This is a genomic window from Streptomyces sp. NPDC002403, assembly GCF_053593015.1.
Genome location: NZ_JBSFBQ010000014.1, coordinates 126,509 through 150,107 on the forward strand (window position 1 = coordinate 126,509; position 23,599 = coordinate 150,107).

A 23,599-nucleotide genomic window follows, 5' to 3' on the forward strand; every position below is an offset into this window, starting at 1 on the left:
GGAGATCCACCATGCCCGCCCGCGACCACTTCCACTCCGTGATGCGGATCGGACCGGTGCAGATCGGTACCCACCGTGACCGGCACGGCCGCACCCAGCACGCCGCCGTGTGCACCGCCGATCGCTGCGGTTGGTCGTCCGACTTCAGCAGCCGGTCCGCCGCCCAGCTCGCCGCCCGCACCCACCGCTGCAAGGTCCGATGAAGGAGACCTGCCATGGACGTACCGCTCTGGCTCGCCCTGATCGTCGTCGGCTGGCTCGGCGTGAAGCTGATCCGCCCGCCCTGGTGGCTCGTGCTCGTGCTGCTGCTCGGCGGCTATCTCCTCGCCGACAGCCTCCTGACCCCTGTGATCGACACCGCCGTCAAGTAACCCCCACCGAAGGGAGAACCGCCATGCTCCGCCCGAAGATCCCCACCAACCCGTTGCCGACCCGAATCGTCACCGGAACCGTCCGGAGCGACGTCCCCGCCGTGCCCCACCAGACCCCGGCCCCAGCCCCTATGGCTCCCGCACGTCCCACGGTTCAGCTCACGCCCGGTGCCGTCGTCGCCGTCATCGGTGGCGGCACCGCCGTGGTGCTGGTCGTCGGTGCGGTCCTGGTCTCCATGCTCCTCGCGGTCGCCGTCACCGCCGCGTCGCTCGCCATCAGCGCCCTGGTCATTCGGTCGCTCGTGGCGTTGCAGAACCATCGCTGACCGGCTTCCGGGCGGCCTCGATACCGCCAAGCATCCGCCGCCCGGAAGCCGTGCTCCTGCCCGAACCACAGATCCGGAAGGAAGCACCATCATGACCGACCGCACCGCCCGCCGCCGGGGGAGTGCACATGCCTGAATCGCAGCTCGACCGGCTCACCCTCGGTGACCTGCTGAGGGTGGCCTCGGCCCCCGAGTTCCACCGCTGGGAGGACCAGATCCGCCGCACCGGTGGCTGCTCCGACCCGATCCACCTGACCGGTTGGACCCTCACCAAGGACAAGACCACCGGCGAGACCCTTCACCACTACTCGACCGAGACCGAGCCCGGCGGACGTCTCCGCCTCGCCTGCGGCAACCGCCGCGCTTCCCGCTGCCCCTCTTGCGCGTGGACGTACGCCGGAGACACCTACCACCTGATCCGCGCGGGCCTGGCCGGAGACGATCGCCGCGATGTCCCTGCCACGGTGCGGGATCACCCCCGGGTCTTCGCCACCTTTACCGCTCCTTCCTTCGGCCCGGTCCACAACCGTCCCGAACGTGGCTCTTGTCGATGCGGTAGTCGGCACTCGGCAGATGCATCCGAGCTCGGTACCGCCCTGGACCCTGAGACGTACGACTATGCCGGATCGGTCCTGTTCAACAACCACGCCGGCGACCTCTGGATGCGGTTCGCCACTCGCCTCCGACGAGAGATCGCGGCACGCGCCGGACTCACGCAGGCGGAACTGAAGGAAGCGGCTCGGCTCTCGTACGGCAAGGTCGCGGAGTTCCAGAAGCGCGGGGCGATCCACTTCCACGCCGTGATGCGGATCGACGGGCCGGACGGGCCCGGCACGCCACCTCCGTCCTGGGCCACCGTCGACCTGCTCACCGATGCGATACACGCAGCCGCTCAGCACAACTACACCTCGGTGTCCGCACCCGCCGTCGACGATCAGCCCGCTCGTACCTTCCGCTGGGGCACACAACTCGATGTCCGCCCGGTCGTTGCCTTCGGCGACGGCTCCGATGTCACCGAACAGGCTGTGGCGTCCTACGTCGCGAAGTACGCCACCAAGGCGGCGGAGAACACCGGCACTCTGGACCGCCGCATCGGTGAACTCTTCGAACTCGATCGCCACGGCGTCCCTGACCACGCCCGCCGCCTCATCGCCGCGTGTCACCTCCTCGATCCGCTCTACCCCGAACGTCGGTTGTGGGCCTGGGCGCACATGCTCGGGTTCCGCGGTCACTTCTCCTCGAAGTCCCGCCGCTACTCGACCACCCTCGGCGAGCTCCGCCAGGCCCGCGCAGACTTCCGCGCCGCGCAGGAACGGCAGTCCCTCGGCCTGGAGGACCGCGTCCCGGACACTGTGCTCGTCCTGGCCGACTGGCAGTACGCCGGCCACGGTCACTCGCCCGGCGAGTCCGTCCTTGCCGCGACCATCGCCCGTGGTCTCCAGCTCAACCGCGAAACCGCCCGTGAAGCCATGGCGGAGCTGGTCGACGAGGGGGAGTGGTGACCATGGCGCTTCCTCTGCCGAGTCGCTATCTGACGCCTGACGACCTGGTCGAGATGTTCGAGCTGCCCAGCGTCGAGACGGTTTACCAGTGGCGCCGGAAGCGGACCGGACCCCGCGGCTTCCGTGTCGGCCGGCACCTCCGCTTCGACCCCGAAGATGTACGGGCCTGGGTCGACTCCCGCCGGAGCGAGGCGGCTGCCTGATGGCCGGACACATTCAGGACCGCTGGTTCGTGACCGTGACCGGCCCTGACGGTAAGCCGCGCAAGGTGAAATCGGATCGCCACGGCTCCGGGGCTCGGTACCGGGCGCGCTACGTCGGTCCGGACGGTACGGAGAAGTCCAAGAGCTTCCCGGACCGACAGAAGCGGCTCGCTGATCAGTGGCTGGCACACACCGAAGCGGACATGGCGCGGGGCCAGTACATCGATCCTCGGGCGGCCCGGACCACCTTCCAGCAGTACGCGGAGGGTTGGGTGTCTACGCAAGGGGCTGACCCCAACACGCAAGCGTCGATGGAGTCGCAGCTACGGCTGCACGCGTTCCCGTACCTCGGCACGCGCCCGCTCGGATCGTTCCAGCCGGCGCACATCCGCGACTGGGTGCAGCAGCTCCAGGCGAACGGTGTCCGCGGCTCGTACGCCCGGACGATCTACTCCAACGTGCGGGCGGCTCTGAGTGCGGCCGTGGATGATGGGCACCTTCCTCGGAACCCTTGCGCTGCGCGTTCGGTACGGCCGCCGACCGTGGACACGAAGCGCGTCACGCCTTGGACGGCGGAACGGCTCTTCGCTGTGCGCGCGGGCATGCCGGAGCGGTATCAGGCGATGGTCGACCTGGGCGGCGGCTGCGGCCTACGGCAAGGCGAGATCCTGGGCATCGCGGTGGACGCGATCGACTTCCGCTCGGACACGCTGCACGTCGTCCAGCAGCTCAAGCTGAGCCGCAGCAAGCCCGTCTTCGCTCCGCCCAAGGGCGGCAAGCTGCGAGACGTCCCGCTCCCCGGCCCGGTCGCTGACGCACTTCGGGCCCATATGAAGCAGTTCCCGCCAGTCAAGATCACGTTGCCATGGAAGGTCGCGGGCGGACCGCTGGTGACCAAGCGGCTCATCTTCATGGGTCCGCGGGGTGGTCACGTCTGGCGAACCTCGCTGAACGAGGAGGCGTGGAAACCGGCTCTGGCCTCGGCCGGAGTGATTCCAGTCCCAGCGGCTGGTGCCCCGCACGCCGAGTCGCGTGAGAACGGCATGCACGCGATGCGGCACTTCTACGCGTCGGTGCTGCTGGACGCTGGGGAGAACATCAAGGCGCTCGCCGAGTACCTCGGGCACTCCGACCCTGGCCTGACGCTCCGGGTGTACGCGCACCTGATGCCGTCGAGTCAGGAGCGGACTCGGAACGCTGTCACGCAAGTATTCGGCACGGTTGGAGAGAACGGAAGCATGTAGGCGACTACCGGGACCGGGAGGGTTCAGGTGCGCGGTTAGAAGAAGCGCTTAGGAGAAGCGGTTAGAGAACCGCTTAGAGAACCGGTTAGAAGAAGCGCTTAGGAGAAGCGGTTAGAGAACCGCTTAGAAAACCGGTTAGAAGAAGCGCTTAGGAGAAGCGGTTAGAGAACCGCTTAGAAAACCGGTTAGAAGAAGCGCTTAGGAGAAGCGGTTAGAAGAAGCGCTTAGGAGAAGGGGCTTGCCGATCGACTTGCGGAGAGTGGCAACCCTGCTCGCTCCCCTGGTCAACTCCCTGTTGGGCGTGCATGCGTGCAAGCCAAGCTCGCACGCAAGCCAGGGGGAGGCCGGACGGACGAAGGGACGCCAGACACTCGAAGCCGCCACCCGCAAACTAGGCTTTTAGCGCCCCTCATTCAATACGCCCCTGCCCTCACCTGGCGATTTGCTGAAAGGGCACTCGCCTTAATAGGGTTCACATGCAATTCAGGGCCGCTCCCGTGCCGGGGAGCGGCCCTGTCTCCATCAATGCGCCAGCGGAAACCAGCACCTGGAGGACACCCATGCTCGCACGCGCGAGTCTCACTATCCACATCGCCCCGTATGCGTTGCCGATGCCCCTGATCGGTTGCGGGGCGACGGTACTGCCCATCTGGGTCGACATCCCGCTGGGCACGGCTGCACTCGCGGGCTTCTTCATCGCGTTCCGTGTGCGCCTGCGCCTGGCCCGCCGCCCTTCCCAGGTCTGACGGCCCGTTGAGCATCTGACGGCCCATAGACGGCCCAGCGCACCAAAAAGCCCCCCACCAAGCGGAAAACCCGCAGGTGGGGGGCCAGTTCAGCTCTGCTTACTTCTTCTTGCCCTGGTTCTTCACGGCCTCGATCGCGGCCTTCGCCGCGTCCGGGTCGAGGTACGTGCCGCCCGGCTTCAGGGGGCGGAAGTCGGCGTCCAGCTCGTAGACGAGCGGGATGCCGGTCGGGATGTTCAGGCCCGCGATGTCGGCGTCGGAGATGCCGTCGAGGTGCTTGACCAGGGCCCGGAGGCTGTTGCCGTGGGCGGCGACCAGGACGGTCCTGCCGTCGAGGAGATCCGGGACGATGCCGTCGTACCAGTACGGCAGCATGCGGGCGACGACGTCCTTGAGGCACTCGGTGCGCGGGCGCAGCTCCGGCGGGATCGTCGCGTAGCGCGGGTCGTCGCTCTGCGAGAACTCGGTGCCGTCCTCCAGGGCGGGCGGCGGGGTGTCGTACGAGCGGCGCCAGAGCATGAACTGCTCCTCGCCGAACTCGGCGAGCGTCTGCGCCTTGTCCTTGCCCTGCAGGGCGCCGTAGTGGCGCTCGTTCAGCCGCCAGGTGCGGTGGACCGGGATCCAGTGGCGGTCCGCGGATTCCAGCGCGAGCTGCGCGGTGCGGATGGCGCGCTTCTGGAGGGAGGTGTGCAGGACATCGGGGAGCAGACCGGCGTCCTTGAGCAGCTCACCGCCGCGGACTGCCTCCTTCTCGCCCTTCTCCGTGAGGTTGACGTCCACCCAGCCGGTGAACAGGTTCTTCGCGTTCCATTCGCTCTCGCCGTGGCGGAGGAGGATCAGCTTGTACGGTGCGTCGGCCATGGGTCCGAGCGTAATCGAACCCGTACGGGCGCCGCGCGGCCGGTCACAGGGCGGACAGGGCAGGTCCGGCGGGCGGCCGGGAGCGGGACGATTGACGGCAGACGTCAATTGAGTGGCGGACCGGAATCCAGGATTCGTAACGTTCGGACAGCGGTCGGGCCTCTTACCCGCCGCGTTCGTTCCGTACTTCCCTGGGGGGATTCCGTATGTCTGTCGCCGGTCTCAGACGGGCCGCACGCGAATCCGTGTCCGGGCTCCCCGGACAGTTCTGGTGGTTGTGGACCAGCACGCTGGTCAACCGTCTCGGAGCGTTCGTCGCCACGTTCATGGCGCTCTATCTGACCCTGGACCGGGGCTACTCGGCCTCGTACGCCGGACTGGTCGCCGCGCTGCACGGGCTCGGCGGGGTCGTCTCCTCGCTCGGGGCGGGGGTGATGACCGACCGGCTCGGCCGCCGGCCCACCATGCTCATCGCGCAGATCTCGACGGCCGTGTCCGTGGCCGTGCTCGGGTTCATGGTCCACCCGGTGGCGATTGCGGTGGTCGCCTTCTTCGTCGGCATGGCCAGCAACGCGTCGCGGCCCGCCGTGCAGGCGATGATGGCCGACATCGTCCGGCCCGAGGACCGGGTGCGGGCCTTCTCGCTCAACTACTGGGCCATCAACCTCGGCTTCGCCGTCTCGTCGGCCGGTGCCGGGTTCGTCGCCGAGTACAGCTATCTCGCCGGGTTCCTCGGCGAGGCCGCGATGACGCTGGCCTGCGCCGTCGTCGTCTTCCTGAAGGTGCCCGAGACACGGCCGGACAAGCCGGTGGTGGCCGGGCGCCCGGTCGACGACGGCGCGGAGGAGGTCCGGCTCTCCACCGTGCTGCGCGACGGCCGGTTCATGACCGTCGTCGGGCTGTCCTTCGTCATCGCCCTGATCTTCCAGCAGGGGTACGTGGGGCTGCCGGTGGCCATGGGGACGGACGGGTTCTCCAGCTCCGACTTCGGCACCGCGGTCGCCGTCAACGGGGTGCTGATCGTGGTGCTCCAGATCCCCGTCACCCGCTTCATCCAGCACCGCGACCCGCGCCGGCTGCTCGTGGTGTCGTCGCTGCTGGCGGGGTACGGGTTCGGGCTGACCGCGTTCGCCGGGTCGGTCGCGGCCTACGCGCTGACCATCTGCGTCTGGACGGTCGCCGAGATCGTCAACTCGCCGATCCAGAGCAGCCTGGTCGTCCGGCTGTCGCCGGCCCGGGGCCGCGGCCGCTACCAGGGCATGTACACGATGTCGTGGTCCGCGGCCGCGCTGATCGCGCCGCTGATGTCGGGCCAGGTGATCGACCGCTTCGGGGCGCAGTGGCTGTGGGGCGCCTGCGCGGTACTGGGGACCGGGGCCGCGCTGGGGTACTGGCTGCTGATGCGGAGCCTCCCGGGCCGGGACGGGGCGGTGTCCGAGGCCGGCCGGGTCGCGGAGAGCGGCGGGGGAGAGCCCGCTCCCGGGGCCGCGGCCGCCGTCGAGCGGACGGGCTGAGAGCCGCCGCGCGGAGACGGACCGCCCCGCACACGACGCCGCCCCGCGCGGAGCGGTTCGGCTCCGCGCGGGGCGCACTCGGGTCTGTCCGGCGGATCAGGGCCGGACAGACCCCCGGCATTCCGTGGCGGCCGGTCAGCCGCAGCAGCCACCGCACTGGCACGGGGCCCCGGACTGGCAGCCGCAGCCGCAGCCCGAACCGCAGCCGCAGGCGCCGAGCAGGGTCAGGTGCACCATTTCGGCAGGTGCTTCCTGCCGGGGGTCGGTAGTGGGGGAATCGGCCATGGTTCCTCCTCAAGGCGTACAACAGGGCCGTACGTCACGACGGCGCGCGTACGACCGGGGCGTACGGACAAGGCGTGCCGCCCCACCCCATTGCATGCCCAACCCGGCGGGCGCATCAACGGCGCATCTGCGCAGAAACACTTGTGCGACCCGATGCGCCCATGTGCGCCTAAGCGCCCTCCACCGGCGTCTGCTGCTGGATCTCGTCGGCGTGCTCGCCCGTCACCAGGTAGACGACCCGCTTGGCGACCGACACCGCGTGGTCCGCGAAGCGCTCGTAGTAGCGGCCGAGCAGGGTCACGTCGACGGCGGTCTCGATGCCGTGCTTCCAGCGGTCGTCCATCAGGTGCTGGAACAGCGTGCGGTGCAGCAGGTCCATCTCGTCGTCGTCCTGCTCCAGCTGGAGCGCCAGATCGACGTCCTTGGTGATGATCACCTCGGCGGCCTTGGCCATCAGGCGCTGCGCCAGCTGCCCCATCTCCAGAATGGTGGCGTGCAGGTCGTGCGGCACGGCCGACTGCGGGAACCGCAGCCGGGCCAGCTTGGCGACGTGCTGGGCGAGGTCGCCGGAGCGCTCCAGGTCGGCGCTCATCCGCAGGGAGGTGACCACGATGCGCAGATCCGTCGCCACGGGCTGCTGCCGCGCGAGCAGGGCGATGGCCCGTGCCTCCAGGTCGTGCTGCAGGTCGTCGACCTTCTGGTCGGCGGCGATCACGCTCTCCGCGAGCTTGAGATCGGCATCGAGCATGGACGTCGTCGCCCGGCCGATCGCCGACCCGACGAGACGGGCCATCTCGACCAGCCCCTCGCCGATCGAGTCGAGTTCCTCGTGGTACGCGTCACGCATGGAAGTCCCTCTCCAGTCCTCTGTGTAAGGCCGGGGCACGGTTCGAACCCCACGCTGCCACCCTGAGCGGCGTACGCGTCGGCTTCCGGCCGCCCAAGTGAACCAACCCTTGCTCCTCGGTGAACTCTGGGCGACGAGTGTTCGGATACGCACTCGGATGGCTGGGAGAGTCCTCCGGGACCCGCATAACCTTGACGTATGGACGTGAACGCGGCAGTCGCCGCAGCTGCGGCGATCGGCGGTGCGTGTACCGGCGTGATCGCCATGCTTGCGTTCCGCTGGAGCGAGCGCGACCAGAAGAAGCCGACGCGGACCTCCATGCGGCCCGACAGCAACGCACCCCTGCCGCCCGGGGTGGACACGGTCCTGTCCGTGCTCAGCTCCTCGGCGGTCGTGCTCGACGAGAGCGACAGCGTGGTCAAGGCCAGCTCGGCCGCCTATGCGCTGGGACTGGTCAGGGGCGGACGGCTCGCCGTGGACGCGATGCTGAACATGGCCAGGGACACCCGGCGCGACGGCGAGATACGCCAGGTCGAACTGGACCTTCCCCGGCGCGGTACGGGCCGGGGCGAGGCCCTCGCGGTCTCCGCCCGGGTCGCCCCGCTCGGCTCCCGGCTGGTGCTCCTGCTGGTCGAGGACCTCACCGAGGCCCGCCGGATAGAAGCGGTACGGCGTGACTTCGTCGCCAATGTCAGCCATGAGCTCAAGACCCCGGTCGGCGCGCTCTCGCTGCTCTCGGAGGCCGTGATGGACGCCTCCGACGACCCGGAGGCGGTGGAGCGCTTCGCGGGCCGGATGCAGATCGAGGCGACCCGGCTGACCAACCTCGTCCAGGAGATCATCGACCTCTCGCGGGTGCAGAACGACGACCCGCTGGAGGACGCCGAACCGGTCCGGGTGGACGAGCTGGTGGCCGAGGCCATCGACCGCTGCCGCCAGCAGGCCGGCTCCAAGCAGATCACCATGGCTGCGGGCGGCACCGCGGAGCTCCGCATCTGGGGCAACCGCGGCCAGCTCGCCGCGGCGCTCGGCAACCTCGTCGAGAACGCCGTCAACTACAGCCCCGCCCGAACCCGAGTGGGCATCGCCGCCAGGCGACTGTCCGTGCCGGGCGGGGACCAGATCGAGATAGCCGTGACCGACCAGGGCATCGGCATCTCGGAGAAGGACCGCGAGCGGGTCTTCGAACGCTTCTACCGCGTCGACCCGGCCCGCTCACGGGCCACCGGTGGCACCGGCCTCGGCCTCGCCATCGTGAAGCACGTGGCCGCCTCGCACGGCGGGGAGGTCACCGTCTGGAGCTCGGAGGGCCAGGGCTCCACCTTCACCCTGCGGCTGCCCGAAGCGGGCTCCGTACGGGAACGGGACCGCAGCTCGGACGGACCGCCCGTCGTCAACGGCGACGAGGGCCCCCGTGGACCCGCTCACCCCGACACCCTTGAACCATTCCCTGCCCCGGAGGTCCTTCCGTGACCCGAGTGCTCGTCGTCGAGGATGAGGAATCCTTCAGCGACGCCCTGTCCTACATGCTCCGCAAGGAGGGCTTCGAGGTCGCCATCGCGGCCACGGGCCCGGACGGGCTTGACGAGTTCGAGCGCAACGGCGCCGACCTCGTGCTGCTCGACCTGATGCTGCCGGGCCTGCCCGGCACGGAGGTCTGCCGTCAGCTGCGCAGCAGGTCCAATGTCCCAGTGATCATGGTCACGGCGAAGGACAGCGAGATCGACAAGGTCGTCGGCCTGGAAATAGGAGCCGACGACTACGTGACCAAGCCGTTCTCCTCGCGGGAGCTGGTCGCCCGCATCCGCGCGGTGCTGCGCCGCCGCGGCGAGCCGGAGGAGGTCACGCCGGCCGCCCTGGAGGCGGGCCCGGTGCGGATGGACGTGGACCGCCACGTCGTCACGGTCGCCGGCGGCAAGGTCGACCTCCCGCTCAAGGAGTTCGACCTGCTGGAGATGCTGCTGCGCAACGCGGGACGGGTCCTGACCCGCATGCAGCTGATCGACCGGGTGTGGGGCGCGGACTACGTGGGTGACACCAAGACCCTCGACGTCCACGTCAAGCGGCTGCGCGCCAAGATCGAGCCCGACCCGGGAGCCCCCCGCTTCCTGGTGACGGTGCGGGGCCTGGGCTACAAGTTCGAGCCGTAAACAGCCGGGTACGCGAACGGCGGAGGGCGCCCCCCGAAAGGGAGGCGCCCTCCGCCGTTCGTCCGCGTGGCGGCGCGTCATGCGCCCGCGTACGGCCCGCGTACGGCCCGCGTACGGCCCGCGTACGGCCCGCGTACGGCCCGCGTACGGCCCGCGTACGGCCCGCGTGCGGTCAGTGGGAGTCCGCCGAGGCGGACGCGGCGTCGCTCGGGGTGACCTCGTCGCTCCCCGACCCTTCCGGGCCGGCCGCCGGCGTGCCGGAGGCGGAGTTGGTCGGCGTCGCCCCGGGCGACTTCTGCGGAGCCACCGGCAGCGTGCTCGGGCCGAAGCCCGTGAAGTAGCTCGTCGCCGGCACGACGAACGCGCCGAGCGGGACCTCGCCGGCCGAGCTGAACTTGAAGACGACGGGCTGCACATTGCCCGCCCTGGCGGCCTCGCGGCCGTTCTCGATCACGGCGGAGGCATTGCCCTTGCCGCCGAGGACCACCGAGCCGCCGGCCGGGACCACGACCTGCCCGGCGCCCTGGGCGGCGTGCAGCTGGACCGAGGCGCTCGAACCCGGCAGCGTGACGGCTTCCAGGGTCTGCGGCTTCGTGCCGTTGTTGAACAGCGTCGCGGAGACGACGGCCGGGCCCTCGGCGGTGAGCTCGGGCTGGGTGACGACGTTCGCGTTCTGGATGCTGATGTCACCGATGGTGGTGGCAGCAGTGTCCGGCCTTACCTTGAGCGTCGCTGCGTCATTGCCCGCACCGCACGCGGTGAGCGAGGCGACCGAGAGGACGATGGCTGTGGCGGCGAGAGCGCCGTGTCGAAGGCTGCGGCTCACGGCGGCGGCAACTCCTTGAACGTTCGGACTGCGGACGGGAGACGGGCGACGTAAAGCCGCCCTAAGGGTGTGTCAGCGGCCTTAGGCTACCGAGCCGCCCCGCCCGCCCCGCACCCGACCCGCCCCTAGGGACTTTCGTTTGGATCGGGCCGGGCCCGCGGACCTCGCAATGGGCCGCGGGCCGCGCATGCCGAAACGGGTCGACACATGCCGTTCACATATCGCCGGTGATCAATTCATGGAGCGCGACGCATTCCGCGCGCATAACCGATCACGCCGGGCCGTTGATCAATTCCATTGATCAACGGCACTTACCTCCGTACGGGTGATCGATCTTCGAACGGAGTACGGAAAGTCCACCATCTGGAATCCGGCAAAACGGGACGTTCAACCCCTTCGGAGGGTGGTCCGGATGTGGGGGACGTGTGTGTTTCGCCCAGCCCGCACAACCGCTCCGACCTGCGAATACCGGCCTCCGAGAACCTTCCGCAGCACGTGCGTGTTGCTGTTGTCAAGCCCCGAGATATGCCCTGACCTGCGAAAACGCCATTCAGGAGAAGCAGTTCTCGTGTTACCCTTGATAGCCACGGAAGGGGTACCTGTCACATGACGTTCAAGGTTGGCGACACCGTGGTCTATCCCCATCACGGGGCCGCGCTGATCGAGGCTATCGAAACTCGCCAGATCAAAGGCGTGGACAAGACCTACTTGGTGCTCAAGGTCGCCCAGGGCGACTTGACGGTTCGTGTGCCGGCGGACAATGCGGAGTTCGTGGGTGTGCGCGACGTGGTCGGGCAGGAGGGGCTGGACCGGGTCTTCGAGGTGCTTCGCGCACCGTATGCCGAAGAGCCGACGAACTGGTCCCGGCGCTACAAGGCAAATCTCGAGAAGCTCGCCTCCGGCGATGTCATCAAGGTCGCCGAAGTGGTTCGCGACCTGTGGCGTCGCGAGCGCGAGCGTGGACTCTCCGCAGGTGAGAAGCGCATGCTCGCCAAGGCTCGCCAGATTCTGGTGAGTGAGCTCGCACTCGCGGAGAACACGAACGAAGACAAGGCCGAGGCTCTGCTCGACGAGGTTCTCGCGTCCTGAACCGGCTCGTGCCGGTCGTAATCAATGTGCCGCGGTGCCCGCTGACAACCGTATTCACGGTATGTCGTCGGGCGCCGCGGCATGTCTGAATCAGGCCGCGGCATGTCTCATTTCTGACGCGGCCTGTCCGGATTACGTCTCGACTCACCGATGCGTTGGCCTCATCGGTGATACCCCCGATACGTTGCTCGCGATCTTGTGTAGCCGATCCCGAGCGACCGGTGCGGCTTGTCCGAATCGACCGGGTGTCACGGAAAGGGCCCGGCCGAGTCGGGGCATGGCGCCCGGCTCGCTTGTGGCCATACCCATGTCGGCTGTGGAAACAAACATGCCGAAGCTTCGGAGTGCAACCGATGTCTGATCAATCGCGTCCGTACCGCACCGCCGCCGTGATTCCCGCGGCCGGCCGCGGCGTACGGCTCGGTCCGGGCGCCCCCAAGGCGCTCCGCTCGCTGAGCGGAACGCCCATGCTCATCCACGCGGTCCGGGCCATGGCGGCGTCCCGTTCCGTCTCCCTGGTCGTCGTCGTCGCGCCGCCGGACGGCGCCCCCGAGGTCAAGAACCTGCTCGACGAGCACGCCCTGCCCGAGCGCACCGACTACCTCGTCGTGCCCGGCGGCGACACCCGCCAGGAGTCCGTGCGGCTCGGCCTCGACGCGCTGCCGGAAGGTATCTCCGCCGTCCTCGTCCATGACGCGGCGCGCCCGCTGGTGCCGGTCGACACGGTGGACGCGGTGATCGAGGCGGTGCGCGACGGGGCGCCCGCCGTCGTCCCGGCGCTGCCGCTGGCCGACACTGTCAAGGAGGTCGAGCCCGGTGCGCCGGGGGAGCCTGAGCCGGTGCTCGGGACGCCCGTGCGGGCCAGGCTGCGCGCCGTGCAGACCCCGCAGGGTTTCGACCGCGACACGCTCGTGCGGGCGCACGCCGCCGTCGCCGTCAGCGGTGAGGGCGCGACGGACGACGCGGGCATGGTGGAGCAGCTCGGCGCGCCCGTCGTGGTCGTACCCGGGCACGAAGAGGCGTTCAAGGTGACCCGGCCGCTGGATCTGGTGCTGGCCGAGGCGGTACTCGCACGCAGGAGGGCGAACGATGGCTTCTGAGGAACGGACCGGGCCCGTGATCCCGCAGGTCGGGATCGGTACCGACATCCACGCCTTCGAGGAGGGCCGCGAGCTGTGGTGCGCGGGGCTGCTCTGGGAGGGCGAGGGGCCGGGGCTCGCCGGGCACTCGGACGCCGATGTCGTCGCGCACGCCGCGTGCAACGCGCTCTTCTCGGCCGCCGGGCTCGGCGACCTCGGGCAGCACTTCGGCACCGGTCGGCCCGAGTGGTCCGGCGCTGCCGGGGTGACCCTGCTGACCGAGGCGGCGCGGATCGTGCGGGCCGAGGGCTTCGGGATCGGCAATGTCGCCGTCCAGGTCGTCGGCGTACGGCCGAAGATCGGCAAGCGGCGCGACGAGGCGCAGAAGGTGCTGTCGGCCGCCGTGGGGGCGCCCGTCTCGCTCTCCGCCGCCACCTCCGACGGGCTCGGCTTCACCGGACGCGGCGAGGGCCTCGCCGGGATCGCGACCGCGCTGGTCTACCGCACCGGCTGACCCCGGCACAGCCCTGACCTGCCGGTACTCCGGGGCCGCACCCTTGTTGCACATCGCTTGCACGTACGCTGGTGCGGCAAGCGATGTGTTGTACGAGGACGGTGGCCCGCGGATGAGCACGACGACCCAGGCGCCGGTACGGGCCGGAGCCGACAGGTACGTACTGCGCACCGCCACCCCCGCCGACCTCGGTGGTGCGCGGGCCGTGATGCTCGACACCGTCTACCGCGACCTGAAGTCCGGCTACGTACCGCGCTGGCACGCCGACATCATCGATCCCGACGCCGCCTATCTGCGCCCCGGCCGCTGCACCCTGCTGGTCGTCGAGTGCGACGGCGAGATCGTCGCCACCGGCGCGGTGCGCGACCGCGGGCCCCAGGCGCCGCCCAATCCGCGGTGGGTCGCCGACCGCTTCCCGTCCGGCACCACCGCCCAGCTCTGCCGGATCTACGTCGCGCCCGGTCACCGCAGGAACGGCCTGGCCCGGCGGCTGGTGCGGGAACTGTGCGACTTCGTCGCGCGGGCCGGCGGCTACGAGGCGATCTATCTGCACACCGACCCGGCCGTGCCGGGTGCCGAGCCGTTCTGGCGGTCGCTGGCCGACGAGGTGTGCGACGAGCGCGCGCTGCCCGGCGGCGGCCAGGGCATCGTCCACTTCGAACTGCCGATGCCGTCGGCCGCCACCCCGCCCGCTAAATGACAATCGTTTTCATATAAGGTCACTGTCATGCCCTCGCCCCGACGCCGTCGCCCCGCGCTGCCGCTGACGCTCTCCGCGGCCGCCCTCCTCGTCCCGCTCGCCACCGCCTGCTCCTCCCCGGACGGCCCCGGCGGCTCCGCGGACGGACAGCGGCTCCGGGTCGTCATGGCCTTCCCGCCCGCCCAGGCCATGTCCCCCTACGGCGACGACGCCGTCACCCTCAGCCGGCTCGCCGTGATCGAGGGCCTCACCACCCTCGACGCCGACGGCGCGGCCGAGCCCGCGCTCGCCACCTCCTGGAAGCGCGACAACGACCGCACCTGGACCTTCACCCTGCGTGACGCCGCCTTCCAGGACGGCGCGAAGCTCAAGTCCGCCGACGTCGTGCGCTCGCTGCGCGCCGCCGAAGCGGCCTCGCCCAAGCCACGGGTCCTCAGCGACACCCGGCTCACCGCCACGGCCCCGGACGCGCGGACCGTACGGATATCCACCGCGGACCCCGACCCGCTGCTGCCCCGGCGCCTGGCCAACCCGTCCCTGGCGATCCTGTCCGAGGCCGCTTACCGGGGCGGCAAGGTGAACCCCGCCGGGCACGCCACCGGACCCTTCACCCTGAGCAAGGTCAACGGCGCGGTCAGCGCGACGCTCCGGCGCAACGACACCTACTGGGGCGACAGGGCCAAGGCCCCCGGCGTCGACGTGAAGTTCGTCGCCGACGGCACCGCACGCGCCAACGCGCTGCGCACCGGGTCCGTCGACGTCGCCGAGTACGTACCCATCTCGCAGGCCGCCCTCCTCGGCGACGGGCTCATCCACGAATTCCCCTCCGCCCGCACCAACGGCCTCTCCCTCAACACCCGCCACGGAGTCTTCGCCGACCCCGCGATGCGCGCCGCCGCCCGCGAGGCCATCGACTCCAAGGCCCTGGTCAAGGCCGTCTACGAAGGCCGCGCCGACACCGCGAAGGGCCTCCTCGGCCCCGGCGTCCCCTGGGCCGCTGCCGACCGCACCGCCCCCACGGACCGGGCGAAGGCCGCCGACAGGGCCGAGGTGGCGAAGACGGAGCAGATCGTCCTCGCCACCTACACCAACCGGCCCGAGCTGCCCGAGGTCGCCACCGTCGTCCAACAGCAGCTCACCGCACGCGGCTTCACCGTCAAGCAGGTCGTACGCGACTACGCCCAGCTGGAGGCCGACGCGCTGGCGGGCAGGTACGACGCGTTCATCCAGGCCCGCAACACCCTCCTGGACACCGCGGACCCGGCCTCCTACCTCGCGTCCGACTTCACCTGCGACGGCAGCTTCAACATCTCCCAGCTCTGCGACAAGCGCGTCGACGCCGCCGTGGACAAGGCCGCCGGCCTCGCCGGCACCGACGCCCGCCACCGCGCCGAGATGAACGCCGAGGCCGGCATCCTCGGCACCGACGCCCTCGTACCGCTGCTCCATGAACGCTTCGTCCAGGGGTACGACGACAGCCACGTCCACGGCGTCTCGCTCGACCCGATGGAACGCACCCTGATCACCGCCGACACCCGCGTCGGGTGACCGGGTGAAGTACCTGGCGGGGCGGCTCGGCACGCTTCTCGCGGTCGTCGCCGTCATCGGGCTGCTGCCCCGGCTCACCCGCACCGACCCGGCGCTCACGATCCTGCACGCCCGCTACGCCGACCGGCCGCCCACCCCGCAGACCCTCGACGCGATCCGCGCCGAGACCGGGCTCGACGGCGGGGCCGCACACGTCCTGGGCGACTGGCTGGGCGGGCTGTTCCGCGGCGACCTCGGCACCTCCTGGGTCTCCGGACAGCCCGTCGCCCCCGACGTGACGGCCGCGCTCGGCGTCTCCCTGACCCTGATGGGCCTCTCGCTCTCCGTCGCCCTGCTGCTGGCCGCCGCGCTCTGCGCGGGCACGCTGCGGCGCGGGGCGCGACGGCGGATCGTCACCGCACGGGCCGGGGTGAGCGCCGCCGTCCTCGCCGCGCTGCCGGAGTTCCTGCTCGCCGCCGTCCTGGCCGCTGTCGTCGCCGTACAGCTCGGCTGGCTCCCGGCGCTCGGCTGGGGCGCGCCCGAGCAGACGGTGCTGCCCGCGCTCGCCATGGGCATCCCGGCGGGGGCCCTGCTCGGCCGGCTGCTGGACGACGCGCTGCCCGCCGCGTTCGCCGAACCGTGGGCGCGGGCCGCAGCCGCGGGCGGACTGCCCGGCCGCCGCGTCGCGCTGCACGCCCTGCGCCGCACCCTGCCCGGACTGCTGCCGCAGCTCGGCCTGGTCGTCGTCGGCCTCACCGGCGGCGCCGTCGCCGTCGAGACGCTGTACGCCGTCCCGGGCCTCGGCGGTACGGCGCTGGCCGCGGCCCTCGCCCAGGACCTCCCGGTCCTCCAGGCCTGCGTCCTGCTCCTGCTGCTCCTGGGCGTCGGCGCGGGCGTCGCGGCCCGCCTCGCCACCCGCGCCCTGCTCGGGCCCGCCCTCACCGACGGGGCCCTCCCGGCGCTGGTGCCCCCGGCCCTGCCCGCCCGCCGGCTGCTCACCGCCGGTGCGGTCGCGCTCGCCCTGCTCTTCGCCGCCGTGACCGTCGCCGGACTGCTGCGCGACCCGCTCCACGTCGACGCCGCGGCCCGCCTCGCCGGCCCGTCCGCCGCGCACCCCTTCGGCACGGACTCCCTGGGCCGCGACGTACTGGCCCGCCTCGGCCACGGAGCGGCCCGTACGGTCCTCACCGCGGCCGCCGTCTCCGCCGTGACGCTGCTGCTCGGCCTGCTCCTCGGGGCGGTCCGGGCCGGGGCGCTCACCGAGAGCGCCAACGCGCTGCCGGCGATTCTCGGCGGCCTGGTCGTCGCGGGCATCGCGGGCCCCGGCCCCGGGGGCGCCGCCGTCGCCGTGGCGGCCGTCGCCTGGGCACCGCTCGCCGCGCACACCTCGGCCCTGTACGCGCAGGAACGGGCCGCCCCGCACATCGCGGCCGCCCGCTCGATGGGCGCCGGGCACCGGCACGTGGCCCGGCGCCACCTGCTGCCCGCCGTCGTTCCCCCGGTCCTGCGCCACGCGGTCCTGCGCGTCCCGGCCGTCGCACTGGCCCTCGCCTCCCTCGGCTTCCTCGGCCTGGGCACGCAGGCACCGGCGCCGGAGTGGGGCCGGATGCTGTCGGAGAACCTGCCGTACGCGGAACGGGCCCCCTGGTCCGTACTGGCGCCCGCCGCCGCACTCGCCGCCCTGGGCGCACTGGCCGTCCTCACGACGGCCGCGACAAGGGGCCGCACCCGCACCCGGGCAGGCGCGGCGTGAACGGGCGGGGGGCGGGGCCCTTGCCGCGGCCGTCTCCCCGGACCACCCCGCAGAAACCCTCGGCGTGGTGACCCCGTGACCGCCGGACCCACCCTCGGGGCGGCAGTGCGGACCACCCCCTACCTCCGCCTCCTCACCGTCACCCAGTTCGCCTTCAACATCGGCTTCTACGCCGTACTGCCCTACCTCGCCACCCACCTCGGCACCGGCCTCGGCATGGCCGGCTGGCTCGTCGGCCTCGTCCTCGGTCTGCGCACCTTCAGCCAGCAGGGCCTCTTCGTCGTCGGCGGGGCCCTCACCGACCGGTACGGGCCCCGTCCCGTCGTCCTCGCCGGCTGCGCCCTGCGGATCGCCGGCTTCGGATGGCTGGCCTTCGCCGGGTCCACCGCGACCGTCATCGCCGCCGTGGTCCTGATCGGATTCGCCGCCGCGCTCTTCTCGCCCGCCGTGGAGTCCGAGACCGCCCGCGAGTCCGTCCGGTACGAGCAGGACACCGGAACGCCACGCGCCCAGGTGCTCGCCGTGTTCTCCGCCGCCGGACAGGCCGGTGCCTTCATCGGCCCGCTGCTCGGCTCGCTGCTCCTGCTGCTCGGCGCCGGATTCCGGGCGGCCTGCCTCGCGGGCGCACTGGTCTTCGCCGGCGTCCTCGCCGGACACGCCCGGCTGATGCCGCGCCGGGCCCCCATCACCCGGACGGCCGAATCCCGGCGCTCCCTGCGCGAGGTGTTCGGCAACGGCCCCTTCCTCGTGCTCTGCCTGGCGTACAGCAGCTACCTGATCGCTTACAACCAGCTCTACCTCTCGTTGCCCGCGCAGGTGGAGGAGGCCACCGGTGCGCAGACCGCGCTCGGCTGGCTGTTCGCGCTCTCCTCGCTCCTGGTCGTCTGCGCCCAGCTGCCCCTGACCCGCTGGGCCGCCCGCCGCATCGCCCCGCGCACCGCGCTCGCCACCGGCCTCGGGACCGTCGCCGCCGGGTTCGCCGCCGTACCGCTCACCCCCGGCGGCCCCGCCGGACTGCTGCCCGGTGCCACGCTCGTCGTGCTGCTGACCCTCGGCCAGATGCTGCTGGTCCCGGCCGCGCGGGGCCTCGTACCGGATCTCGTCGACGACCGGCGGCTCGGCCTCGCCACCGGGGCGCTCTCGTCCGTCTCCGGGCTCGCCGTGCTCGGCGGCAGCGCCGCCACCGGGGCACTGCTCCAGGCGCCCGGCCCGGTCCGCTGGGCGGCGCTCGCCGCCGTGCCGCTCGCCGGGGGAGCGCTCGCCCTGACCCTTCCGGTGGGCAGGACCGGGAAGCAGGAGCGGTGAAACGGGGTTGGGGTACGGGTAGAGGCACCACCGATCCCACTGGAGGACGTACGCCATGCCCGCCGCACTCTCCACCGAACTCAAGGCGCTCCTCGACACCCCCGTCTTCGTCACCGTCGTCACCGTCCAGCCCGACGGCAGCCCCCAGGCATCCCCGGTCTGGGCCAAGCGCGACGGCGACGACGTGCTCATCTCGACGTCGGTGGGCCGCCGCAAGGAGCGGAACCTGAGCCGCGACCCGCGGGTCTCCGTCGTCGTGCAGCCCTTCGCCGCCCCGTACACCTACGCCGAGATCCGCGGCACCGCCGCCCTGACCACCGAGGGTGCCGAGGAGCTCATGGACGAGCTGTCCCTGAAGTACACCGGCAAGAAGTTCGCGGAGTTCAACCCCTCGGCGGCCGCCGACGACGCCGAGCGGGTGATCGTCCGGATCACCCCGCGCAAGGTCGTCGGAAGCATCTGAGGAGCCCCGCCGTCACGAACTCGTCCCCGCGATTCCCCAAGGGGTCGCGGGGCACTGGTGCGCGCCCACTACCCTTGAGGCGTGACTATTCGCCTGTACGACACCAGCGCCCGGCAGATCCGTGACTTCGTACCGCTCACAGCGGGCTGTGTCTCGATCTACCTCTGTGGCGCGACCGTCCAGGCCGCCCCGCACATCGGGCACATCCGGTCCGGGCTGAACTTCGACATCATGCGCCGCTGGTTCGCCTACCGCGGCTACGACGTCACGTTCGTCCGGAACGTCACGGACATCGACGACAAGATCATCGCGAAGTCGGCGGAACAGGGCCGCCCCTGGTGGGCCATCGGGTACGAGAACGAGCGGGCGTTCAACGCCGGTTACGACGCGCTCGGCTGCCTCCCGGTCACCTACGAGCCCCGCGCCACCGGCCACGTCCCCGAGATGATCGAGATGATGCGCGGCCTGATCGAGCGCGGTCACGCCTACGCGGCCGACGGCAACGTCTACTTCGACGTGCGCTCGTTCCCCGGCTACCTGGAGCTCTCCAACCAGGACCTGGACGACCTGCGCCAGCCGTCCGGCGAGGGCGAGACCGGCAAGCGCGACCAGCGCGACTTCGCGATGTGGAAGGCGACCAAGCCGGGCGAGCCCAGCTGGGAGACCCCCTGGGGCCGCGGCCGCCCCGGCTGGCACCTGGAGTGCTCCGCCATGGCGCACAAGTACCTCGGCACCGCCTTCGACATCCACGGCGGCGGCATCGACCTGATCTTCCCGCACCACGAGAACGAGATCGCCCAGGCCAAGGCGTACGGCGACGAGTTCGCGAAGTACTGGGTGCACAACGGCTGGGTCACCATGTCCGGCGAGAAGATGTCGAAGTCGCTGGGCAACTCCGTGCTGGTCAGCGAGATGGTCAAGGCCTGGCGCCCGATCGTGCTGCGCTACTACCTCGGCACCCCGCACTACCGGTCGATGATCGAGTACAGCGAGGAGGCCCTGCGCGAGGCCGAGTCCGCGTTCGCGCGGATCGAGGGCTTCGTTCAGCGCGTCACCGAGAAGGCGGGCGAGACGGTCGAGCCCGCCACCGAGGTGCCGCCGGCCTTCGCCGAGGCGATGGACGACGACCTGGGTGTCCCGCAGGCGCTCGCGATCGTCCACACCACGGTCCGGCAGGGCAACTCCGCCCTGGCCGCCGACGACAAGGAGGCCGCGGTCGCCCGGCTCGCGGAGGTCCGCGCGATGCTCGGCGTCCTCGGCCTCGACCCGCTCGACGAGCACTGGGCGGGCGAGAGCGACCGCGGCGACGATCTGCACGGCGTCGTCGACACGCTCGTACGCCTCGTGCTCGACCAGCGTCAGTCGGCCCGCGAGCGCAAGGACTGGCCCGCCGCCGACGCCATCCGCGACCAGCTCAACCAGTCCGGACTCGTCATCGAGGACAGCCCCACCGGACCGCGGTGGACACTCGGCCCGCGCCAGTAGTCCCCACCATGTGCCGCCCGGCGTTCCGGGCGGCACACTTCACTTACGTACGCATGTCTGAGAAGCAACGAAACAGGTAGGTCATGGCCGGGAACAGCCAGCGCAGGAACCGCCGCACGTCCAACAAGAAGGGCGCGCAGGTCGGCAGCGGTGGGCAGCGACGCCGTGGCCTCGAGGGCAAGGGCCCGACGCCGCCCGCCTCCGCCCGCAAGGGACACAAGAAGAACCGTGTCGCCAACGCCCAGGCCAGGCAGGCCGCGGCCCGCCGCCCCGCCCCCCGGCGCGGCGGCGTCAAGGGCACGTCCGAGATGGTCGTCGGCCGCAACCCCGTCTACGAGGCCCTGCGCGACGGCGTCCCCGCGACGACCCTGTACGTCCAGCAGTACATCGACAACGACGAGCGGGTCCGCGAGGCGCTCCAGCTCGCCGGCGCGCGCGGCAACATCAACCTGATGGAGGCCCCGCGCCCCGAGCTCGACCGGATGACGAACGGCCTGAACCACCAGGGCCTCGTCCTCCAGGTCCCGCCGTACGAGTACGCGCACCCGGAGGACCTCACCGCCGCCGCCTACGACAACGGCGAGGACCCCCTCATCGTCGCCCTCGACGGCGTCACCGACCCGCGCAACCTGGGCGCGATCGTCCGCTCCGTCTCCGCCTTCGGCGGTCACGGCGTGGTCGTGCCCGAGCGGCGCGCGGCCGGGATGACGGCGGGCGCCTGGAAGTCCTCGGCCGGCACGGCGGCCCGTACGCCGGTCTCCCGGGTGACGAACCTGACCCGCGCCCTGGAGGGCTACCAGAAGGCCGGCCTCACGGTCGTCGGCCTCGCCGCCGACGGCGAGCACACCGTCGAGGACCTGGAGGAGCTCGCCGGGCCCGTCGTCATCGTCATCGGCAGCGAGGGCAAGGGCCTCGGCCGCCTCGTCGGCGAGACCTGCGACTACCGGGTCCGCATCTCGATGCCGGGCGGCGCGGAGTCGCTGAACGCGGGCGTCGCGGCCGGGATCGTCCTGTACGAGGTCGCGCGGCGCCGGGCCTGAGGCCCATCCGGCCGGGGGCGGCCGACCGGGGTCCGTCCGGCGGACAGGGCCCGGACGCCCCCCGCCGGACCCCATTGACGGGCCTCGGACACATCGGGCCCGTCAAGGCAGTGTCCTAATCACACATCACTCGGTTAGATGAGTGTGGACACCAGAACGCCCCGGTTCGACGAACAACCAGCCCTGAGCATGGCCAAGGTGGACTGCGACCCTGCGCAGGTCATCGTCAACCACGCCAGCTTCCGGGTGCAGCTAGCCCCCGGCCAGCGCCCGCGGCTGCGCGGTCTGGCCCCCGCCGGCGCACCCAGGATCCCCGCCATGAGCGGCGCGGGAGCGGCCCGCGGCCGACGCTCGCCCGTCGTGTGGAGCGGCAGGTCCGCCCCCGGCGACCCCGGCGCCACCGGGCTCCTCCAGGCCGTACGGAACTCCACCGCGGGCCGCCCGGGCGCCGGATACGACCCCTACGCGGCCCCCGGGTTCGACGGCGGACCCGGCAGCGGCAGCACCCAGCTCATCGACGTACTCGAAGAGACCCAGCCCAACCCCGTCGTCACCGCCCCCCACCAGCCGGGCCGCTACGGCAACGGGCCGCTGCTGCCGCCCATGCGCCGGGCGGTCGGCGCCTACGACACCGCCGACAGCGCCCCGTACGCACAGGACGCGTACGACGAGGACGGGTTCGACGAGGAGACCGGGGCCCGGAGCGGGCACCAGGGCAGCGACTCCGTACGGCACGCGTACTACCCCGGCCGCCGGATGAACCTCGGCGTCGTGCTGCTGCCTCTGCGGGTCTTCCTCGGCTTCATCTCCATCTACGCCGGCATGGGCAAGCTCTGCGACCCCGTCTACTTCGACGGCGGCGACCGCGGTTCCATGGTCAAGTGGCTGACCTCGCTGCACCCCTGGGCGCTGGCCGAGCCGCTGCGCGACTTCGCGCTCTCCCACCCCGTCGGCGCCGGACTCACCGTCGCCTTCCTCCAGGTCGTCGTCGGCGTCCTCACCGTCCTCGGCCTCTGGCAGCGCGTCGCCGCCTCGTTCGGCGCGCTGCTGTCGGCGGCCCTGCTGGTCACCGTGAGCTGGCGCACCGTCGCCGCCTACGACGCGCCCGACATCATCTACCTCGCCGCCTGGAGCCCGCTGATCATCGCGGGCGCGCCCGTCTACTCCGTCGACGGACGGCTCGCCGGTGAGGCCTGGCGCAGGCTCGGCCCGCGCTCGGCGATCTGGGACCTGCGCCGCCGGGTGCTGCGCCGGGGCGCCGTCGTCGCCTCCGTCGTCGTCGGTCTCACCCTTCTCGTGGGTTCCGTGCTCGGCGGCGCGGTCCGCTCCTCCGAGGTCGTCACCGTGCCCGGCCCGAACGGCGACCCGACCAACCAGCTCCCCGGTTCCCCGCTCCCGCAGGAGTCCCGCGGCGGCCGGGCCTCGCACACGCCGGAGGGCCGGCGCCCCTCGCCGTCCCGCAGCGGCGCCGCCACGACGCCCTCCACCGCACCGTCCACGCCCGCCACGGGCACCGTCCGCGAGTCCGGCCAGGCGGCCGGTGCCGGTCAGCCCAGCCAGACCCAGGGCACCGGCACGGGACAGCAGACCCCGCAGCGGACGGCCCCGCAGCAGCCCCCGTCCAGCAGCTCCGGCCCGTCGTCCTCCGGCACCACCGGCACGGGCGGCGGTTCCACCGGTGGCTCGGACAGCGGCGACTCGACGGGCGGCACGTCCGGTGGCGGGCAGAACCCCATCGGCGGCCTGCTCGGCTGAGCGTCGCGCCCCGG

The 23,599-nt window shown here is 71.5% G+C and carries 24 protein-coding genes; 21 read left to right on the forward strand and 3 right to left on the reverse strand.

Features of this window, described 5'->3' with window-relative positions:
* The first annotated feature begins 11 nt into the window (after positions 1 to 11).
* The 7 genes from ACWCPY_RS18130 (at position 12) to ACWCPY_RS18160 (ending at position 4,392) form a co-directional block, all read left to right on the forward strand.
* On the forward strand, positions 12 to 203 hold the full coding sequence (locus ACWCPY_RS18130) for a mobile element transfer protein (protein ID WP_014047488.1): 192 nt from the start codon (positions 12 to 14) through the stop codon (positions 201 to 203).
* Positions 204 to 215: 12 nt separating this feature from the next.
* Positions 216 to 371 (forward strand): hypothetical protein, encoded by a 156-nt coding sequence (locus tag ACWCPY_RS18135; protein ID WP_106972203.1) that lies wholly within the window; start codon positions 216 to 218, stop codon positions 369 to 371.
* Between the two features lie 23 nt (positions 372 to 394).
* Positions 395 to 697 carry a SpdD-like protein gene (locus tag ACWCPY_RS18140; protein ID WP_451266044.1) on the forward strand — a complete coding sequence of 101 codons (303 nt, stop codon included), beginning with the start codon at positions 395 to 397 and terminating at the stop codon, positions 695 to 697.
* A 128-nt stretch (positions 698 to 825) separates the two neighbouring features.
* The gene (gene repSA / locus ACWCPY_RS18145; RefSeq protein ID WP_451266046.1) at positions 826 to 2,199 is read left to right on the forward strand and encodes a replication initiator protein RepSA; all 1,374 of its coding nucleotides are present in this window, start codon (positions 826 to 828) and stop codon (positions 2,197 to 2,199) included.
* A gap of 2 nt (positions 2,200 to 2,201) precedes the next feature.
* Positions 2,202 to 2,402, forward strand: coding sequence for a helix-turn-helix transcriptional regulator (locus ACWCPY_RS18150; RefSeq protein WP_451266048.1), 201 nt, complete (start codon positions 2,202 to 2,204; stop codon positions 2,400 to 2,402).
* Positions 2,402 to 3,646: a tyrosine-type recombinase/integrase gene (locus ACWCPY_RS18155; RefSeq protein ID WP_451266050.1), complete on the forward strand. Its 1,245-nt coding sequence runs from the start codon at positions 2,402 to 2,404 to the stop codon at positions 3,644 to 3,646. Before ACWCPY_RS18150 ends, ACWCPY_RS18155 begins: the two co-directional genes overlap by 1 nt.
* Positions 3,647 to 4,257: 611 nt before the next feature.
* On the forward strand, positions 4,258 to 4,392 hold the full coding sequence (locus ACWCPY_RS18160) for a hypothetical protein (RefSeq protein ID WP_451266052.1): 135 nt from the start codon (positions 4,258 to 4,260) through the stop codon (positions 4,390 to 4,392).
* A 99-nt stretch (positions 4,393 to 4,491) separates the two neighbouring features.
* Here the strand turns inward: ACWCPY_RS18160 and ACWCPY_RS18165 are convergent, their stop codons facing one another.
* Entirely contained in the window at positions 4,492 to 5,253 is a 762-nt protein-coding gene (locus ACWCPY_RS18165) for a phosphoglyceromutase (RefSeq protein ID WP_072487970.1), read from the reverse strand.
* A 206-nt stretch (positions 5,254 to 5,459) separates the two neighbouring features.
* Between ACWCPY_RS18165 and ACWCPY_RS18170 the strand changes: the two genes are divergently transcribed.
* Entirely contained in the window at positions 5,460 to 6,767 is a 1,308-nt protein-coding gene (locus ACWCPY_RS18170; RefSeq protein ID WP_451266054.1) for an MDR family MFS transporter, read from the forward strand.
* Positions 6,768 to 7,221: 454 nt separating this feature from the next.
* Here ACWCPY_RS18170 and phoU read toward each other — a convergent pair whose 3' ends face one another.
* Positions 7,222 to 7,899, reverse strand: coding sequence for a phosphate signaling complex protein PhoU (gene phoU / locus ACWCPY_RS18175; protein ID WP_329818361.1), 678 nt, complete (start codon positions 7,897 to 7,899; stop codon positions 7,222 to 7,224).
* A gap of 198 nt (positions 7,900 to 8,097) precedes the next feature.
* On the opposite strand from phoU, the gene ACWCPY_RS18180 reads away from it, so the two are divergent.
* Positions 8,098 to 9,372 (forward strand): sensor histidine kinase, encoded by a 1,275-nt coding sequence (locus ACWCPY_RS18180; protein WP_451266056.1) that lies wholly within the window; start codon positions 8,098 to 8,100, stop codon positions 9,370 to 9,372.
* Positions 9,369 to 10,049, forward strand: coding sequence for a response regulator transcription factor (locus ACWCPY_RS18185; protein WP_072487966.1), 681 nt, complete (start codon positions 9,369 to 9,371; stop codon positions 10,047 to 10,049). Before ACWCPY_RS18180 ends, ACWCPY_RS18185 begins: the two co-directional genes overlap by 4 nt.
* Before the next feature lie 172 nt (positions 10,050 to 10,221).
* Here ACWCPY_RS18185 and ACWCPY_RS18190 read toward each other — a convergent pair whose 3' ends face one another.
* Positions 10,222 to 10,875 carry a DUF461 domain-containing protein gene (locus tag ACWCPY_RS18190; RefSeq protein ID WP_451266058.1) on the reverse strand — a complete coding sequence of 218 codons (654 nt, stop codon included), beginning with the start codon at positions 10,873 to 10,875 and terminating at the stop codon, positions 10,222 to 10,224.
* Between the two features lie 606 nt (positions 10,876 to 11,481).
* Here ACWCPY_RS18190 and ACWCPY_RS18195 point away from each other — a divergent pair.
* The 11 genes from ACWCPY_RS18195 (at position 11,482) to ACWCPY_RS18245 (ending at position 23,585) form a co-directional block, all read left to right on the forward strand.
* Complete coding sequence (locus ACWCPY_RS18195; RefSeq protein ID WP_006380568.1) at positions 11,482 to 11,964, forward strand: CarD family transcriptional regulator; 483 nt, start codon at positions 11,482 to 11,484, stop codon at positions 11,962 to 11,964.
* Between the two features lie 353 nt (positions 11,965 to 12,317).
* A complete protein-coding gene (gene ispD / locus ACWCPY_RS18200; protein WP_362450113.1) occupies positions 12,318 to 13,064 on the forward strand; it encodes a 2-C-methyl-D-erythritol 4-phosphate cytidylyltransferase in 747 nt (248 codons plus the stop codon).
* Complete coding sequence (ispF, locus tag ACWCPY_RS18205; protein ID WP_383218050.1) at positions 13,054 to 13,557, forward strand: 2-C-methyl-D-erythritol 2,4-cyclodiphosphate synthase; 504 nt, start codon at positions 13,054 to 13,056, stop codon at positions 13,555 to 13,557. Before ispD ends, ispF begins: the two co-directional genes overlap by 11 nt.
* Before the next feature lie 112 nt (positions 13,558 to 13,669).
* Complete coding sequence (locus ACWCPY_RS18210) at positions 13,670 to 14,257, forward strand: GNAT family N-acetyltransferase (protein ID WP_451266061.1); 588 nt, start codon at positions 13,670 to 13,672, stop codon at positions 14,255 to 14,257.
* Between the two features lie 27 nt (positions 14,258 to 14,284).
* Complete coding sequence (locus ACWCPY_RS18215; RefSeq protein WP_451266063.1) at positions 14,285 to 15,805, forward strand: ABC transporter substrate-binding protein; 1,521 nt, start codon at positions 14,285 to 14,287, stop codon at positions 15,803 to 15,805.
* A gap of 4 nt (positions 15,806 to 15,809) precedes the next feature.
* Entirely contained in the window at positions 15,810 to 17,537 is a 1,728-nt protein-coding gene (locus ACWCPY_RS18220; RefSeq protein WP_451266065.1) for an ABC transporter permease subunit, read from the forward strand.
* A 75-nt stretch (positions 17,538 to 17,612) separates the two neighbouring features.
* Positions 17,613 to 18,842, forward strand: a complete 1,230-nt coding sequence (locus tag ACWCPY_RS18225) for an MFS transporter (protein ID WP_451266067.1) — start codon at positions 17,613 to 17,615, stop codon at positions 18,840 to 18,842.
* A 55-nt stretch (positions 18,843 to 18,897) separates the two neighbouring features.
* Positions 18,898 to 19,305, forward strand: coding sequence for a PPOX class F420-dependent oxidoreductase (locus ACWCPY_RS18230; RefSeq protein ID WP_329818355.1), 408 nt, complete (start codon positions 18,898 to 18,900; stop codon positions 19,303 to 19,305).
* Positions 19,306 to 19,386: 81 nt separating this feature from the next.
* Positions 19,387 to 20,790 carry a cysteine--tRNA ligase gene (gene cysS, locus ACWCPY_RS18235; protein WP_451266069.1) on the forward strand — a complete coding sequence of 468 codons (1,404 nt, stop codon included), beginning with the start codon at positions 19,387 to 19,389 and terminating at the stop codon, positions 20,788 to 20,790.
* An 83-nt stretch (positions 20,791 to 20,873) separates the two neighbouring features.
* Complete coding sequence (gene rlmB / locus ACWCPY_RS18240) at positions 20,874 to 21,830, forward strand: 23S rRNA (guanosine(2251)-2'-O)-methyltransferase RlmB (RefSeq protein WP_451266071.1); 957 nt, start codon at positions 20,874 to 20,876, stop codon at positions 21,828 to 21,830.
* Positions 21,831 to 21,968: 138 nt separating this feature from the next.
* The gene (locus ACWCPY_RS18245; protein ID WP_451266073.1) at positions 21,969 to 23,585 is read left to right on the forward strand and encodes a DoxX family membrane protein; all 1,617 of its coding nucleotides are present in this window, start codon (positions 21,969 to 21,971) and stop codon (positions 23,583 to 23,585) included.
* The last annotated feature ends 14 nt before the right edge of the window (positions 23,586 to 23,599 follow it).